Genomic DNA, 16,313 nt, shown 5'->3' with positions numbered 1-16,313 from the left:
CAGGTCCCTACCGTGAGCATGTGTCAGCTGAGCGGTTTCGCCAAGTCGAGGGTGACCAGGACGACGACCCGGCTCCGGACGCGCGGGCGCTCCGGCTGCTGGGCGCCGACCCGTGGGATCTGAAGATCGTCCGGGAGCTGCTGTTCGGTCCGCGGACCGAGCGCGAGGTGCGCCGGGCGCTGCCGGATCCGGCAGCGGGCGTTCTGCCCGATCGGCTCGAACAGCTGGTCACCCGGGGCATCGCAGGGCCGTCGGCCGGCAGCGAGGTCCGGTACGGGTTGACTACCCGCGGCGCCGGGCTGCGGGCCACCCTGGTCGAACTCGTGCGCTGGGGCCATCACCTCCCGGTGACCGTGCCCGGCGCCACCGGGGCGGCCGCCACCCTGCTCGAACTGCTGGCCTGGTACCGCCCGTTACCTGGCCACGCCGCCCCCGGCCGGGTGACGCTGCGGCTGGCTGCCGACAGCTTCGAGGTCGAGGCGAGCGCGGACGGGGTCGAGATCCGCCGCGGACCGGGTACCGCCCTGGCCGGGTCCCGGCTGACCACCGACGTGGCAACCCTGCGGGCCGTGCTGTTCGGACCGCTCAGCCTGGCGGCCGCCCTCGAGCATCGGATGGCTCGGCTGGACGGGTCGGCGGCGCCGCTGTACGCCCTGGCCGCGGTGCTGCCCCGGCCCGTTCGGGTACCCGCTCAGCCCGCGGCGAGGTGAAGCAGATCCACCAGCTGGGCCCGGTTGGACACGCCCAGCTTGGGATAGGCCTTGTACAGGTGTACGCCGACCGTGCGGTGGGACAGGAACAGCTGGTCGGCGATCTCCCGATTGCTCAGCCCGGTTGCGGCCAATTGGACGATCTGCCGCTCCTGCGGGGTCAGACTGGCCTCCGCATCGGGGACCGGCATACGCTGGGTTACCGACGCCCCACCCGCAGCGCGGAGTTCGCCGGCGGCCCGCTGGACGAGAGCCTCGGCCGACAGTCGCTGGAACCCGCGCAGGGCCGACCCGAGGTATTCCCGGGCCTCCGCGATCCGTCGCTGCCGGCGCAGCCACTCGCCGTACGCGAGCTCGGACCGGGCTCGCTCCAGGCCGGCGCCGGCCGCCTCGGCCTGCTCGATGGATCGCCGATGGTGGTCCTCGGCGCCGGGCCCGTCGCCGAGCATCGCCTGAGCCCGGTGGACGACGGCCCAGACGATCGGCGCGTCGAACGCCTCGGCCCGGCGGGCCGCCTCGGCCACCAGCTCACGCGCCGCAGTCAGGTGCCCGCTCCGGGTGCCCGCCTCGGCCAGGTCGGCCACCGCCCACATCGCAGTAGTCGGATGCGCGGCCACCTCCAGCAGCTCGAACCAGGCGTCCGAGTGCCGGCCCTCGGCCATCGCGACGAGCCCGGCGGCCCAGCGGGCCCGGGAGGTGATCAGCGCGTGCGGCTGGTGGTCACTGGTCTCGTCGGCGTACCGGATCAGCTCGGTCGCGCGCCCGGTGTCGCCGAGGAAGGCGCAGGCCAGCGCGGCGACGGCTGCCGCGGCGGCGGCGCTGCGCGGCGACCGGCTGACCGTGCCGAGCTCGATGCCCTGCTCGCCGTCGGCGCGCGCACCTATCAGGTCGCCGGTCATCAGGCGGGCCGTGGCGCGTCCCTGCAGCGCGGTGGCCACCTCGGCGGCGCCACCCTGCTGCTGGTGGAACAAGTAGTACTGCTCCCACGACCGGCGGGCGGCGGTCAGGTCGTGCAGGGCCTCCGCGACCCGGCCGAAGACGTGCAGGTACTGGTTGCCGCCGGGGATGCGCTCCTGTCCGCCGGCCATCGCGAAGCCGCTGAGCAGTTCGAACAGGGCAGGCAGCTGCGGGCGGATCCGCGGGGCGGCGGCCACCGGGTCGGCCCAGGCCATCACCACCTGCTGAGGCCAGGAGTCGTCGACCGCGAGGAGGTCGGCCACGGCGTCGCGCACCCGGGCCCGAACGTCCGGATCCGCTCCGAGCGCGTCGACGCGTCCCGCCACGGCGGCCAGCAGGGTGTTGCGCTGGAACAACACCTCCTGGACGGTCGGCGCCGCCAGGCTGCCGGACAGCGCCAGCACGTCGTCCACGCTACGGATCGGCAGGCCGGTGGTCAGGCCGAGCAGGTTCTCCGTGACGGCCAGCATCACCGCGTCCTCGGCCCGGCGGGCCTGGGGGATCGCCTCGGCGAGCATGGCCGCGCACTCCTCGGCCTGCCCGGCCTGCCGGGTCATCTCCGCGGCCAGCGCCATCCGGTGCACCCGGTCGTCGGGGTCGGGCGACAGGTCGGCGGCCCGCCGCAGCGCACTCGCCGCCTCCGGCAGGGCCGCCCGGCGCCGGGCCAGCTCGGCTGCGGCGACCAGCTCGGCGGCTACCGCCTCGTCCCGTTCCATCAGCGCCGACGCCCGATGCCAGGCCGCCCGCACCGGGTCGAGGGTCACGCCGGCCAGCTCGCGGTGCGCCGCCGCACGTTCGCTGCTCGAAGCGGCCCCGTAGACGGCCGACCGGACCAACGAATGGGAGAACGTGAGCCGGTCGCGCTGCACCGAGATCAACCGGTTGCGCTCCAGCGGCTCGGCATCGGCCGGGGTCACGCCCAGCGCCGCCGCGGCGGCCAGGAGCTCCGGTAACGAGGTCGTCTCGTCGCCCGCGGCCGCAACCAGCAGTAGCCGCCGGCTGGCGGCCGGAAGCCCGGCCAGGTCGCCGGTGAACGCGTTCTCCAACCGGCGGCTGGTCGCCAGGCGGGCGGGCAGCGAGTCTCCCTGGCGGGTGTCGGCCAAGGTGTCGGCCAGCACGAGGCTGAACTCGTTAAGGGCCAACGGGTTGCCGCCCGCCTCGTCCACGACCCGTCGACGGGCCCGCTCGGTGAGGTCCGGGGCCAGCTGCCGGACCAGCTCGGCCGACTCGGGCTCGGAGAGCGGGGCCAACGACACCCGGGTCACCTCGGGCGCGGTCAGCGCCGGTCCCGGTCGCGACTGCGGCCGCAGCGTGGCCACCAGCAGCACCGGGGCCTGGGTGAGCCGCCGGGACACGAAGTCGACGACCGCGCTGCTCGACGGGTCCAGCCAGTGCAGATCCTCGACGACCACCAGCAGCGGACGGCCCGTGGCGGTCAGCTCCTCGAACACTCCGAGCGCGGCCAGGCCGACCAGCAGCGGGTCCGAGACCGTGCCGTCGCCCGAGCCGAGGGCGGTCAGCAGGGCTGCACGCTGCCGGGCCGGCAGGGCCTCGGCCGCAGTCAGCACCGGGTGCAGCAGCTCGTGCAGGGCCCCGAAGCCACCCGACATCTGCCGCTCCACCCCGATGCAGCGCAGCACCCGTACGGAGCGCGCCCTGGCGTGTTCCTCCAGCTCCGTCATCAGGGTGGTCTTGCCGAGGCCGGCCGCGCCTTCCACCACCACCACGCGACCGCCGGGACCGAGCCCGTCGAGGGCCTCGGTCAGGGTCAACAACTCCGCCGCACGTCCGATCACGGCGGGAACGTTACGAGGCGGGCCGGGGTCGCGGCGAGAGCCCGAGGCCGGGTTCAGTCGTTTCGTGGTCAGGGCGTCCGATGGTCCGGGAAGGCCCGCCGCAGGGCCCGCTCGGCCTCGTCGTCGTCGTCGGCACCGGCCAGCACGAACTGGGCCACTTCCAGGTAGCGGAGCATGCCGTCGATCAGGTCGGGGCCGCCGGGACGGCCGTGGCCAGGCAGGACGACGGCCGGGGACCGTCCGCGCAGCCACCGCAGCGCCGCCGTCCAGCCGGCCGGCCTGAGCCGGTCGAGCCGCAGATGCACGCCGTTGCCGACCAGATCACCGGTCGCCACGATCCCGTCGTCGGGCAGTTCCAGCACCAGGTGCTCCGGCGCCGAGGCCGGACCGAACCGGTGCAGCACCACCGCCACGTCCCCGATCACCGCGGGGCCCGGCCGCGCGGTCCGGTCGACGTGCGGGCCACGGCCGGTGATCGGCTGCCCGACCCGGGCGTCGGAGTAGACGGCCTGAACGACGTCGCGGCCGTGCCGGGCGACCTGCTGCCGGACGCCGGCCGTGGCGGTCACCGGCAGATCGAGCAGGGCCGTGCCGGCCACGTGATCCGCGCCGTCGTCGGTGACGAACACCTCGGCCAGCGGCTTGGCCAGGTCAGCCACCCGGGCCAGCACCTCAGCGGTGTGCGCGGCCAGCAGCGGCAGATCGACCAGAACCAGGCGATCGGGCAACTCGAGCAGGTGGCTCGCCGCATAGCGACCGGCCCACGGCGCCAGGTAGCTGTGCACCACGACCCGAGGCCCGGCCGTCACCACGAACTCGCCTTCCACACCGACCACGGTCGGGCCGCGGGACGCGAGACGGATAAGTCGAACGACTGCCTAAGTCAAGCGACGTATACCCATGGAGCCCCGGCATCGAGCAGGCTCGACCGGTGACGCTGACGAGGGTTCTGCCGGGGCGCGAGACACAGATGGCCCGGCTCGGGGACCTGGTGGATCAGGTGGCCGGCACCGGGCGCGCCGCCGGTGGCGGTGGCGCCGCCGTCGCCGTGGTCGGTGAGGCGGGCGCAGGCAAGACCGCCGTCCTCGACGCCGTCGCGGACCGGGCCCGAGACGGTGGCTTCCTGACCCTGCGCTGCACCGGCCTGAGCTGCGAGACGGGGACGACCGGGGCCGGCCTGCACGAGTTGCTGCACGGCGTCCTGGACCGCGCGACCGGGCTGCCGCCGGATCGGCAGGCCGCGCTCGACGCGTACTTCGGCCGCCACGACGGCCCGCCGCCGAGCCGGCTGACCCTCTGCCTGGCGACGCTGGAGCTGCTGGAGGAGGTCGCCCGGCACGCACCGGTGCTGATCCTGGTCGATGATCTGCAGTGGCTGGACCAGTTGACCACCGACGTGCTGACCTTCGTGGCCCGCCGGCTACGTACCGCACCGATCCTGGTGATCGCGGGCGTGCGCAGCGGCGGCCCGGCCACCGACCGCAACCTGCCCTGGCCGGTGACGGCGGTCGATCTACCACCCTTGCCGGAGCCGGTGGCCCTGGACGTGATCCGGGCGGCCGTGCCGGACCTCGACGTCGCAGCCACGCGCCGGATCCTCGCGGTGGCCGAGGGGAACCCGCTCGCGTTGCGGGAATTCGCCGTCGCCTTCGCCGGCGGGGACCTCGACCCGGACGGACCGTTGCCGGCCACCCGGCGGCTCACCGGCAGCCTGCTCGCCGAGCTGGACCTGCTGCCCCGCCCCACCCACCGGTTCCTGGTCCTGGTGGCCGCGTCCGACCGCAACCTGCTGCCCGAGCTGATGCCGGCAGCGGCCCGGATCGGACTGCGGCCGGAGGACCTCGACCCGGCCGAACGCAGCGGCGTGCTGCGGGTGACCGGCGACCGCCTGTATTTCCGCCGGCCGCTATTGCGCCACGCCGTGTACGCCGCAGCCACCTGGTCCCAGCGGACCGAAGCGCACACGGCCCTCGCCGACACCACCCTCGACGCCGGCCGGGCCGCCTGGCACCGGTCCGCGCTGGCCGGCGGCGACGACGAGGACGTGGCCGGCGATCTGGAGAAGGCGGCCGGCCGGGCAGCGTCGCTGACCGAGGCCGTCCGGCTGTTGCGCCGGGCTGCCGCGCTCACCCCCGCCCCCCGGACCCGGGCCGCTCGCCTGGCCGCGGCGGCCGAGCTGGCCCGGCGGGGCGGATACCCGGCCGAGACGCGGGAGCTGATCGACGCGGCGACCGCACTGGCCCCGGCTCCGCCGGTGGCCGGCCGCCTGATCCTCACCCGGGCCGTGCTGGCCCTGGCCGAGGGGCTCGACCCGGCCGTCGCCGTGGACACGATCGAAACAGCGGTACGCAGCGTCGGATCGGAAACGGCGGGACCGGCCCTGGCCGCCGCCGGTGCTCTGGCCTGGCACCTCGACCTGCCGGGCCGGTTACGCGACGACCTGGTCCGCGGGCTGGACGAGACGCTGGCCGCCGCGGACCCGCCGGACGACATGCTGATCATGGCTCGTACGTGGGTGGATCCGTCGGCCGGCGCAGCGGACGCCCGACGCCGGCTCCCGTCGGTGCTGACCGGTCTGAAGGACCAGGTGTTGTCGGACGGCACCTGGCGGCGGCACGAGACCACCCATCTGCTGGTCGCCGCCGCCCGGACGGCGGAGTCCCTGCACGACCTCCCGACGGCCGTGCGTTGCTGGGAACTGCTGGCCGACGCGCTGACCGTCACCCGCGGCGCCACCGGCGACGAGGCGCACCGGCTGGCCGACCAGGCCCCGACCAGGGTCGCGGCCGGGCGAATCAACGACGCCCTGGCCGAGACCGTGCGGGCCCGCACCCTGGGCGAGGAACTCGGCCTGCCCCGGCTGACCGCGCTGGCCATCGCAGGACATGCGCTGGCCTCGGCCTGGGCCGGGGCAGGCCTGGCCACGGCCGTCGCCGCCGGCCCGGCCGCGGCCTCGGCCTATGTGGACGCGCTGACCGGCTGGGCGGCCGGGCTGGTAGCCCTGCGCCACGAGGACTACGCGGGCGCGTACTCCCGCCTGATCGCTCTCGACCACCGCACGACGGCCTGGAACGCGGTCGGCGATCTCGCTGAGGCCGCCGCTGGGACCCAGGAACCGGCGCTGGCGGCGACCGCCCGGGATCGCCTGACCCGGGCCGGGCGTGCGGCCGAGGCATTCGACTCGGACCACCTGCGTGCGGTGGTGCTGCGCGGACGGGCCGTCCTGGACTCCGCGGACGACTGCTTCACTGAGTCGGCTGCCGCCGCCCGGCGAGCCGGAGCCGCCCTGGAGCTGGCCCGCACCCTGCTGGCGCACGGCACCCGGCTGCGGCGTACCGGCTCGGTGGTGGCCGCGCGCGGGCACCTCGGCGAGGCCCATTTCCTGTTCACGAGCGCCGGCGCCGGCCCGTGGGCGCAGAAGGCCGCGGCCGAGCTGCGGGCGGCCGGGGTCACCCAGGGCCGGCCTGCCGCCGTCGACGCCGCAGAGGTGCTCTCGCCCCAGGAACTGCGGATCGCGATGATGGCGGCCCGGGGAATGACCAACCAGGAGATCGCGGCCGAGATGGTCTGCTCGCACCGCACGGTCGGCAGCTACCTCTACCGGATCTTCCCGAAGCTGGCGATCACCAACCGGGCTCAGCTCCGCGAGGCGCTCGCGTAGCGGCCGAGTCGGTTGACTGATGGCTCCCGCCCTCAGGGATCTCACGATGGTGCTCAAGCTGATGACCACGATCAGGAGCAGCCATGACCACGACGACGCTCACCGACCACACCCACTCCGCCGAACTGGCCCTCGGCAGCGCGGCCGAGACCCTGCGGCGAATGCTGCACACCGTTCTTCCCGCGGTGGACCCGTACCAGGTCGCCGCCCATTACCTGCCCGCCGACATCGTGAACAAGGTGGGCGGCGACTGGTACGACGCGGTGCCCGGCATTCGCGGTCGGCTGACCGCGGTGATCGGCGACGTCGCCGGTCACGACATGGCGGCGGCTGCCCGGATGGGGCACCTGCGGAGCATGTTCCGGGCGAACGCGGTGGACCGCGACGAGTCCCCCTCGGCCCTGCTGCGGCGGCTCGACACGGCCAACCACCGACTCGGTGATCCGTCCATCGCCACCGCGATCGTCGCCGTGCTCGACGCCCGCGACGGCCGGCACCGGCTGCGCTGGTCCAACGCGGGCCACCCGCCGCCGGTGCTGATCGAGCGGGACGGCCAGGTGCGGATGCTGGGCGGCCATGACCTCCTGATCGGCGTGCGCCAGTACGCCCGCCGGCACACCTGGACGTGTACCCTGCCGGCGGGTGCCACGATCCTGCTCTACACCGACGGCCTGGTCGAACGACGCGGCCACAGCCTCGACGACGGGCTCGCGCGGCTGCGCGGCCGCCTAGCCGGGAACGGCCGCGGCAGCCTGGCCGAGGTGCTGACCGCCGCCGCCGGGCCGGAGACGGAGCAGACCGACGACATCGCGATGCTCGCGATCCGGGTCCCGGCGGCGGGTCGTTAGCGCTATGCCGGGTCGAGCCTCATGGTCGTCGGGCGAGCGGTCCGGCTGACCAGGTTCCGGACGAACTGAGGCTGGTCCACGTACTTGATGCGATAGGCGAGATCCACCTCGTCTTGCACGTGCTCATCAGTCACCGGGGTCAACGTCACCGGTACCGCCTCACCGTCGATGATCACCGCCAGGCCACCAGACCCGGTGGCCCTGCCGTACCAGGCCGAGCCCGGCCCGTGCGAGGAGCGGATGTAGCTGGCGCCGTCGGCGTCCACCGCCCAGATGGGCGTGCGCCGCGGCGAACCACCGGCCGTGACGGTCTGGACGATCACGGTGTCGGTGTCGCGGAGATGCGCCCGCAGGCGCGACCGGAGAGACATGGGCGTTCCTATCAGCAGAAGGGCTGGATGAATCAATCCCCAGCCTCGCGCCGGCCACCATGGCGGCCATGAGTAGAACGACCGACTCCACCAGCTCAGTCGTCCTACTGATAGTGGGTCTTCGTCTCCCGGTCAGGCTGACATCAAGTCTTCACCCGTCACCACTGATTGAAGGAGAAGCCATGTCCGACCTGCTGGACGAGGTCCTCGCCGCCTACGGCGGTCGCACCACCTGGGAGAACGCGAACCGGATCACCGCCCGCCAGTTCTTCGGCGGCGCCCTGTGGGTGCTGAAGGGCCACCCCGGCGCGCTCGACGACGTCCAGGTCACCGTCGATCTGCACCGGGAGCACACCCGCCAGGAGCCCTTCTTCGACGAGGGCCGCCACACCGACTTCACCCCCGGGCGCGTCGCCGTCGTGGACGCCGACGGCACCGTGGTCGAGGAACTGCTCGATCCGCGGTCCTCGTTCGCCGGTCACGAGTTCACGACGCCGTGGACCCGGCTGCAACTCGCCTACTTCTCCGGCTACGCCATGTGGACCTACGTCACCGAGCCGATCTCTCTCACCTTCCCCGGTGTGCAGGCCGACGAGATCGACGGTTGGACCGAGGACGGCCGCGACTTCCGGCGACTGCTGATCACTTACCCGGACAGCATCGCGACGCACAGCACGCAGCAGACCCTCTACATCGGCGACGACGGCCTGATCCACCGCCGCGACTACACCGTCGACATCGCCGGGAACACCCCCGCCGCCGAATACACGACGAACTTCGTCGAAGTCTCCGGCCTGACCATCCCGACCACTCGCATGATCTACCCCCACGACGAGAACGGCATACGCCTGCCCGAACCACTCGTCGTCTCCATCCGCCTCGCCGGCATCGAGGTGTCCTGATGCGGTCCAGCGCGCTGAGCGCCGGCAGCTTCGCCATCGGCGGCGATCTGCCGGTCGCCCGGCTCGGTTTCGGCACTATGCAGTTGACCGGGCCTGGCGTGTGGGGCTTCCCCGCCGACCGGGCCGGGGCGGTTCGGCTGCTGCGGCGGGCGGTCGAGCTCGGCGTCACCTTCTTCGACACCGCCGACTCGTACGGACCAGGTGTGGCCGAGCAATTACTGCGGGAAGCGCTGCACCCGTATCCGAACGACGTCGTGATCGCCACCAAGGTCGGGTTGACCCGGTCCGGGCCGGACCGCTGGGGTGGCGACGCCCGCCCCGCCTACATCCGCCGGCAGATCGAGTCCAGCCTGCGTAACCTGGGCCTCGAACAGATTCCGCTGTACCAACTGCACCGCATCGACCCGCGTGTGCCGCTGGCCGACCAGATCGGCACGCTGGCCGAACTGCGGGCCGAAGGCAAGATCAGGCACATCGGCCTGTCGCAGGTCGGCGTGGACGAGATCCGGGCCGCCCAGCGGTTCGCGCCGGTCGTCAGCGTCCAGAACCTCTACAACCTGGCCGATCGTGACTCCGAGGACGTCCTCGAGCACGCCGAGGCGACCGGCCTGGCCTTCATCCCCTGGTTCCCACTGGCGACCGGGCGACTGGCCGGTGCCGGCGGCCCGCTGGACCAGGCGGCCCGCCGGGTCGGCGTGACCCCGTCACAGCTTGCCCTGGCCTGGCTACTGCGCCGTTCACCGGCGATGCTGCCGATCCCGGGAACGTCCTCCCCGCAACATCTGGAAGACAACGTCGCCGCGGCCACGATCGAACTGTCCGATGCCGACTACGCCGCCCTCTCCACGCAATGACGAGGAGTGCAGATCATCCCATGACAACGACTCATCCCTCGGAAAGCACGATGACGGTCAGGCTCGAACGCGTCACATTGCAGTCGTCCCGGCCGTTCGACGAGGTCCTGGACCGCATCTACGACGGCATCTCCCGGCCCGATCTGGCCGCGGCGCAGACTTGGGCGGCGGCGTCCACCTACGAGGAGTTCGAGAGACTGGTGGCGCTGGCAGCCGGACCGGCCGGGCTGATGCAGTTCCTCCGGCTCGACCTCGACACGGCACTGCAAAAGATCCCGGACATCACCCCGCACCGCATCGTACGCATCATCGCAGGCAACCCGGTCACCATGAGCCGGATGACCCGATCGCTGCCCCACGCCGGCTCCTACGCCCCGGTGACACTGCTGATCTGGCAGGACGGTGACGTGGTCCGGTTGGCCTACGACACGATGCAGAGCCTGCTGAGCTCGTACGGCGACCAGGAAGCCCTCGCCGTGGCCCGGGAACTGGACGACGAGGTCCTCGGCCTGCTGCGGGCAGCCGCATGATGACACAACGGATACCACTCAACACTCTTGCGATCGGGTTCGGCCTGGCCGGTCTCGCCGAAGCGTGGAGCGCCGCGGCGCCCGCACTCGGCCTGCCGGACCTGCTGCCGCAGGTTTTCTGGTCGATCGCCGCCGTCGCCTGGGTGTGGCTGCTCACCGTGCACCTGGTCCGCGGGGTCCGTGCCACCCAGCGTCTGCGCGATCAGCTGCGCCATCCCGCCCAGGGCCCGCTCGCCGCGCTGGTCCCGGTGATCGCGATGCTGCTCGGTGCGGACCTGAGCCGGTACGCGTTCGCCGCCGGCCGCCTCGTCGTGGTCGTGGCGCTGGCGGCCGCCGCGGTGTTCGCCGGCTGGCTGATCAGCACCTGGCTCCAGGGCGATCTGGAGCTGGAGGCGGTCCACGGCGGCTACCTGTTGCCGACAGTCGCCGCGGGGCTGGTCGGCGCCGACACCGCGGCCGCGGTGGGCCTGCGGCAGGTGGCCTGGGGCGCTTTCGGGGTCGGCGTGTTCTTCTGGACCGTCCTGACCACCCTGATTCTGTTGCGCATCATCATCCGGCCGGCCCTGCCCGACGCCCTGACACCCACCCTGGCCATCTTGCTCGCGCCGCCCGCCGTAGCCGGCCTGGCCTGGTTCCAGCTGACCGGGCCGACCGCCGGCCCGGCCCCGGCCGCGCTGGCGGGGTTGACCGTGGTGCTCGCCCTGACCCAGGTGGCGTCTCTGCCGCGGTACCGCCGGCTCGCCTTCTCCCTGGGCTTCTGGTCATTCACGTTCCCTTCGGCGGCGGTGGTGGCCTTCACCTTCGAGTGGCTGGAGGTGGCCGCGGCGCCGGGCCGTCGGCCGATCATCGCTGTCCTGCTCGGGGCGCTCACGGTGGCTGTGACCATCCTGGCCGCCCGTTCGCTTCCGAGACCGGACCTGGGCGCGCTGAGCACGGCCGACGACAACGACGCCGCTCCGGCAATCGCACGCTGACACCACCACCCTAGAAAGGAAACGTCGTGCCGGTTCTCGCCGAGGTCGTGGACCTCACCAAGACCTTCACGCTCGGCCGTGGCGGTTCCGTTGTCCCGGTCCTGCGCGGGATCACCGCGCAGGTGGCGCCGGGGGAGTTCCTGGCCGTCGTCGGCCCCAGCGGCTCGGGAAAGTCGACGTTGCTCTACTGCATGTCCGGGCTCGAGCCGGCGACTGCCGGCGTGGTTCGCATCCTCGGCCGTACGGTCGGGGCGCTGAGCCGTTCCGCCCTGGCGGCCCTGCGTCGTGACCACGTCGGGTTCGTCTTCCAGTCCTACAACTTGATCCCGTCGCTGAGCGCCCGGGAGAACGTGGCCCTGCCGGCCCGCCTGGCCCGGCGCCGGATCAGCGCAGCCGAGGTGGACCGGGCACTCGCTGATGTCGGCCTCGCCGAGCAGGCGGCACACCGGCCGGGCACCCTGTCCGGTGGCCAGCAACAGCGGGTCGCCGTCGCCCGGGTCCTCGCCCTCCGGCCGGATATCGTCTTCGCCGACGAACCGACCGGGGCCCTCGACACCGAATCCGGGGCCCAGGTCCTCGACCTGCTGGCCGGTGTGCCGGGCGACGGCCGCTCGCTGGTCATGGTGACCCATGATTTGCAGGCGGCGGCCCGCGCCGACCGGGTGCTGGTGCTGCGCGACGGAGCCGTCCACAGTGAACTCCGCAACCCGAGCGCCGACGACGTGTTCAAGGCCATCACATGCTGAGGCTCATCGTCAGCGACCTGCTCGCGAACGCCCGGATCTGGCTCGGCACGCTGCTGATCGCCACCGCCACGGCGGCCGTCGGTGCCGTGGCGGCGAGCGACATCCAGACCGCGATCGAGGCCGGTGGCACTGTCGCGCTCGCCCTCTACGCGATCAGCGGCGTAATGATCGCCTTCACCACGATCACCGCGCTGATCGTCGCGGGTTCGGTGGCCGGCCTCACCGTTTCGCTTCAGCTGCGGGCGTACGCCCTGTGGCAGCTGGTGGGCGTCCGTCCGGCGTACGTCCGGATCGTGGTGACCACCCAGCTGGCGCTGGTCGCGCTGATCGGCGGGACGCTCGGCTGCCTTGCGGCCCTTCCCGCCCTCGGCCCGCTGTATCGGTACGCGCTGGCCGAATCGCCGGATCTGGGCGAGCTGCATCCGGCTTTCGGCGCCGGGGCGGCCGTTCCCGTCGTCCTGTTCGTGATCGCCGTCGTGACCCTCGCGGGGACCCGCAGCGCCGGCCGCGCCGCCCACACGCCGCCGATCCGGTCCCTGCACGAGATCGACCGGCCCGACCAGCGGATGAACTTCGCCCGGGCGATGGCCGGCCTGGCCACCCTGGTGATCATCGCGGGCATTCTCGTGAGCCTGCCCGCCACCGCGCTGGAACAGCTGTCCGTCCCGCTGATGCTGATCGCACCCTTGGTGGCGGGCGTGCTGGCTGCCTTCGCGCCGCTCTACCTGGCCCGGTTGCTGAGAGACTGGACTGCCCTGGTGCCGGAGCGCGCGTCGAGTTCTTGGTACTTGGCCCGCAGCACCACGGCGTTCGGCGTCGCCCGCAGTACCGCTACGATCAACCCGATCACGGTCGCCGTCGCGTTGGCCGGCGGTCTCTACTCGGCGAACGGCACGGCATCCGGCGGCGGGTCGGTGAGGACCGGCTCCGTCGTCCTGCTGCTCGGCGGTCCACTGTTGCTGGCTCTGCTCGGCGCCACCGCGACCATCTTCATGTCGAGCCGCCGCCGCGACCGCGAGTTCGCCCTGGTCGTCGCGGCCGGAGCCACCCGAACCGTGGTGCTGGCCGCCGCCGCCTGGGAGGCGGTCATCTACACCGTCACGGCGACGATCCTCGGAGCGGCTGCGGTGTGCGTCACCGCGGTTGCTGGGGGGTGGGCGGCGGGCACGTGGACGCCGTCCCTCGGTCTGGGAGCGGTCGCGACGATCGCGGGCCTCGGCCTGGTGCTCACTCTGGCCGCAACCGTGCTGCCCACCGCCGCCGCCCTCCGTCACGAGGTGCCGCAGACCCTCGCCGCGGAGTGACCAAAGACAGTCGACTGACTTACGGCCGGGCGGCCAATCCGCCCGACGATGGTCTCAGTTGCTCGAACGATCCGAAGGGGTTCAGATGACCATCACCGCGACAACTCCCGGCAAACCGACCATCGTCCTCGTCCACGGCGCCTTCGCCGAATCGGCCAGCTGGGACGGTGTCATCGCCCGGCTGCTCGACGACGGCTATCCCGCGATGGCCGTCGCCAATCCACTGAGAGGAGTACGAGCCGACGCGGATTACCTGAGCACTGTGATCGGCGCGATCGAAGGCGAGATCGTCCTGGTCGGACACTCGTACGGCGGCATGGTGATCTCAAACGTGGCCGGGGCGGGCACGAACGTCACCGGCCTGGTCTTCGTGGGAGCGTTCGCTCCCGTGGCGGGGGAGAGCGCCGCCGACCTGTCCGGGCGTTTCCCCGGCAGTTCGCTGGGGGAGGCGCTGGCGCCGGTCAAGCTGCCCGACGGTGGCACTGACCTTTACATCCAGCAGAGTCGCTATCACCACCAGTTCGCCGCCGACTCGGCGCCGGAGCGGGCGGCCGTGATGGCGGTGACCCAACGGCCGATCACCGACGCCGCCCTGAACGAGCCGTCGGGCGAGCCCTCGTGGCGGTCGCTGCCGTCCTGGTTCCTGTTCGGCAGTGAAGATCTCAACATCCCGGTCGCCTCGCACCGGTTCATGGCCGAACGGGCCGGCTCGCGCCGGACGGTGGAACTGGCCGGCGGCTCTCACACCGTCGCCATCCCGGAGGCGGCCACGCTCGTCGACCTCATCCGCGAAGCCGCCGGATTCCGCTGAGCACCGGCATTTCATCGCCTCGGCCTACGGATCCGGGTCATCCCGAGAGCCGTAGGCCGGGTTCCGCCACACCGCAAGCCGGTTCTCACCCGTGCCATGTCGCCACCATGACGGATCACGGTGCAATGTGACCGGGTCGGACACGGAGAGCCGGACTGGAACACTGACACCGAATTCGATGTCCGGCTCTGGGATGCGCCGTTGAACGACCGTCGCGTGACCGAACGGTGCACCGGCGCGGAGACCGTCGATTTCACTGCGGCGCAACCCGGGAATTTGGTTGTCGTGGTCGAGACGGTATCTCCCGGGTCGGAGACGACTGACAGGGTCGTGGGGCGGGAAGCCGAGGGGATCGAGCAGGCCGCCGCTGCTCCGTGCCGCCGCGACAGCCAGAAAGAAAATCGTCTCGGTACGGGCTTACGTGGCAGCCTCTGACGGTTCCGAGCAAGGTGTACGCGGCGATCGCCGCGTACCGGCCGTGGCGTCGACGTGCTCACCTCTCAACGCCGGCCGGGGTATCGGCCGCGACTTCACCCGCTAGACCGACCTGGCCCACGAACTGAACCTGATCGACGTGAACATTACCTCGATCGTGCACCTGACCAAGCCGGTCCTGCCGGATATGGTCGCCCGCGACTCGGGTTGGGGTGCTGTTCAACCTCGTCCGTCGCGTCGCTGATGCCGGGCACCCATCACGGCGGTCTACGACGCGCCTGAGTCGTTCGGGCAGTCCGTCGCGAAACGCTGCGCGACGGGCTCAAGGACACCGCGGTGTCAACCACCGCGCTCATGCCGGCCCGGCCGCTACCAATTTCTTCCACCCGCGCCGGATGGACGACACCAGGTCCGCCAGGCCCCCTCGTACAGCCGCGCTGGCGCGGGATCTGACGTACTCCGCTGGGTGACGCCCGAGGCTTGGCCGGGTGCCTTTTACTGGGCGCCATTGTTAGCGATATGATATTCATAACGCGGGCTCGATTTGAATAGCCTTGCCTACGGCGGTGGGGAATAGACGCGTTTCTCATTGGCTGTCAAGTGGTTGACCGTGCGGCTGAACCTTGCGAACGACGCCATGCAGAATCGCCTTCCCGGGCTGGCGTTAGAACAATGCGTGTACTCTGCGGTACAAAATCTACTCATGCCCTTCGGAAACGGGTTTGGACCGAGTGGCAGGCGGCGCACTTGATTGGGCGTGGTCACACGCCTGGTCACGGCTTTGATCAACCTCGCTGGAATCGGTTGAAATTGAATGACATGACGGTGTCGATATGTCCGATTCTGCGTACATAAAGACATGTACTAGCATTGCTTGATAGAAACGTAACAATGCTGGGGGTCAAGGGGTCGCAGGTTCAAATCCTGTCAGCCCGACCAGTGTGATGTCTCAGGACATCGGAATAGCCTGAACCTACGTTTCGTAGGTTCGGGCTGTTTTGTTTTTGGGGGTGGGTCCGGGTGGCCGGCCGGTGGGCTGGTAGTCGCGTCGGGGGTCGATGGTGAGTTCGCGGAGGGTTTCTCCGGTGGCGGCGTTGATGATCCGGACGTTGAGGTCTTGGACTAGTAGCAGGACGTAGGTTCCGGCGTAGGTCCGGCCGATGCCGATGTGGTGCAGGCGGCTGTGGACGCGCAGGGTGATGGTGCCGGCTTTGCTGATGGTGTCGTGGCGGAGTCGGTTGTGTGTGTCCTTGGCTCGGTCCGTGCCGGGGGTGGCTTTGGGCCGGGCTTGGTAGGCGGTTGCCGGGGTTGCCCGGTGCGGTAGCGATCGATGTGGGCGACGATGGTTGTACTCGTCGGCGAAGGCGTCTAGCAGCGTTTGTAGTTGGGTGAGGGTCGAGGGCTGTCGGGCTTG

General features: G+C 71.6%; 13 protein-coding genes and 1 pseudogene. 10 read left to right on the top strand and 4 right to left on the bottom strand.

Annotated features, from left to right (window positions below; genetic code table 11):
• Positions 1-20: 20 nt before the first annotated feature.
• The gene (locus HJC40_RS41880) at positions 21-710 is read left to right on the top strand and encodes a winged helix-turn-helix transcriptional regulator (protein WP_250009271.1); all 690 of its coding nucleotides are present in this window, start codon (positions 21-23) and stop codon (positions 708-710) included.
• Here the strand turns inward: HJC40_RS41880 and HJC40_RS41875 are convergent.
• On the bottom strand, positions 692-3,463 hold the full coding sequence (locus HJC40_RS41875) for a LuxR family transcriptional regulator (protein WP_250009270.1): 2,772 nt from the start codon (positions 3,461-3,463) through the stop codon (positions 692-694). The genes HJC40_RS41880 and HJC40_RS41875 overlap by 19 nt on opposite strands.
• Before the next feature lie 68 nt (positions 3,464-3,531).
• Complete coding sequence (locus HJC40_RS41870; protein WP_250009269.1) at positions 3,532-4,290, bottom strand: MBL fold metallo-hydrolase; 759 nt, start codon at positions 4,288-4,290, stop codon at positions 3,532-3,534.
• Positions 4,291-4,394: 104 nt separating this feature from the next.
• Here HJC40_RS41870 and HJC40_RS41865 point away from each other — a divergent pair, with 104 nt between their 5' ends.
• Together HJC40_RS41865 and HJC40_RS41860 are read left to right on the top strand one after the other, a co-directional pair.
• The gene (locus HJC40_RS41865; RefSeq protein ID WP_250009267.1) at positions 4,395-7,124 is read left to right on the top strand and encodes a LuxR family transcriptional regulator; all 2,730 of its coding nucleotides are present in this window, start codon (positions 4,395-4,397) and stop codon (positions 7,122-7,124) included.
• A gap of 83 nt (positions 7,125-7,207) precedes the next feature.
• Complete coding sequence (locus HJC40_RS41860) at positions 7,208-7,972, top strand: PP2C family protein-serine/threonine phosphatase (protein WP_250009266.1); 765 nt, start codon at positions 7,208-7,210, stop codon at positions 7,970-7,972.
• 2 nt (positions 7,973-7,974) lie between these two features.
• Here the strand turns inward: HJC40_RS41860 and HJC40_RS41855 are convergent, their stop codons facing one another.
• Complete coding sequence (locus tag HJC40_RS41855) at positions 7,975-8,343, bottom strand: DUF2255 family protein (protein ID WP_250009265.1); 369 nt, start codon at positions 8,341-8,343, stop codon at positions 7,975-7,977.
• A gap of 182 nt (positions 8,344-8,525) precedes the next feature.
• Between HJC40_RS41855 and HJC40_RS41850 the strand changes: the two genes are divergently transcribed.
• From HJC40_RS41850 to HJC40_RS41820, 7 genes are all read left to right on the top strand, one after another.
• Entirely contained in the window at positions 8,526-9,245 is a 720-nt protein-coding gene (locus tag HJC40_RS41850; protein WP_250009264.1) for a hypothetical protein, read from the top strand.
• A complete protein-coding gene (locus HJC40_RS41845) occupies positions 9,245-10,099 on the top strand; it encodes an aldo/keto reductase (protein WP_250009263.1) in 855 nt (284 codons plus the stop codon). Before HJC40_RS41850 ends, HJC40_RS41845 begins: the two co-directional genes overlap by 1 nt.
• A 50-nt stretch (positions 10,100-10,149) precedes the next feature.
• Positions 10,150-10,629, top strand: coding sequence for a DUF302 domain-containing protein (locus HJC40_RS41840; protein WP_250009262.1), 480 nt, complete (start codon positions 10,150-10,152; stop codon positions 10,627-10,629).
• The gene (locus HJC40_RS41835; RefSeq protein WP_250009261.1) at positions 10,629-11,603 is read left to right on the top strand and encodes a transporter; all 975 of its coding nucleotides are present in this window, start codon (positions 10,629-10,631) and stop codon (positions 11,601-11,603) included. The genes HJC40_RS41840 and HJC40_RS41835 overlap by 1 nt, the downstream gene beginning before the upstream one ends.
• A 26-nt stretch (positions 11,604-11,629) precedes the next feature.
• Positions 11,630-12,349 carry an ABC transporter ATP-binding protein gene (locus HJC40_RS41830; RefSeq protein WP_250009259.1) on the top strand — a complete coding sequence of 240 codons (720 nt, stop codon included), beginning with the start codon at positions 11,630-11,632 and terminating at the stop codon, positions 12,347-12,349.
• A complete protein-coding gene (locus tag HJC40_RS41825) occupies positions 12,343-13,653 on the top strand; it encodes a hypothetical protein (protein WP_250009258.1) in 1,311 nt (436 codons plus the stop codon). Before HJC40_RS41830 ends, HJC40_RS41825 begins: the two co-directional genes overlap by 7 nt.
• 85 nt (positions 13,654-13,738) lie before the next feature.
• On the top strand, positions 13,739-14,464 hold the full coding sequence (locus HJC40_RS41820; protein WP_250009257.1) for an alpha/beta fold hydrolase: 726 nt from the start codon (positions 13,739-13,741) through the stop codon (positions 14,462-14,464).
• Between the two features lie 1,408 nt (positions 14,465-15,872).
• Here the strand turns inward: HJC40_RS41820 and HJC40_RS41815 are convergent.
• Positions 15,873-16,313 (bottom strand): annotated as a pseudogene (locus tag HJC40_RS41815) (integrase core domain-containing protein); the annotation flags it as partial.

It is taken from the genome of Actinoplanes sp. M2I2 (assembly GCF_023544445.1).
Lineage (GTDB): Bacteria > Actinomycetota > Actinomycetes > Mycobacteriales > Micromonosporaceae > Actinoplanes.
The sequence above is the reverse complement of the archived record's forward strand: the minus strand, read 5'-3'. Positions and strand labels throughout refer to the sequence as shown.